Annotated in this window: 1 protein-coding gene; it reads left to right on the forward strand. The window is 78.8% G+C overall.

Annotation, left to right across the window (positions count from 1 at the left end; translation table 11 throughout):
* A partial coding sequence (locus tag BN4575_RS23040; protein WP_218060827.1) for an FAD-dependent oxidoreductase occupies window positions 1–433 on the forward strand: 433 nt, incomplete at both ends.

The raw sequence follows: 433 nt of genomic DNA on the forward strand, positions 1-433 counted from the left end.
GAGTCCGAGCTGCTCCGCGGCTCCTTCTTCACCCACCACTGGAACGCCGGCCTGCGCGGCGCCGCCGAGGCGGCCGGCGTGGAGATCGTCACCGGCGTGCGCGCGACGCAGGTCGCCGTCGAGGGCGACGCCGTCTCCTTCGTCGAGCTCGCGAACGGCGACCGCATCGACGCCCGCGCCGTGGTCGTCGCCGCGAGCCCGCGCGCCGCGGCCTCGCTCGTGCCCGGGAGCCCGGCGCTCGCCGCGCACGCCGAGCGCGCCGTCCCGGTCCGCGCCGCGTGCCTCGACCTCGCCCTGTCGAGGCTCCCCCGCCCGGAGGTCCGCGTCGTGCTCGGCGTCGACCGCCCCCTTTACCTGGTGCTCCACTCGGCGTCCGCGCGCCTCGCTCCGGAGGGCGGCGCCGTGCTCCACGCCGCCCAGTACGCCCCCGAGC

This window comes from Aeromonas sp. EERV15 (assembly GCF_900079845.1).
GTDB classification, from domain to species: Bacteria; Pseudomonadota; Gammaproteobacteria; order Enterobacterales; family Aeromonadaceae; genus Aeromonas; species Aeromonas sobria.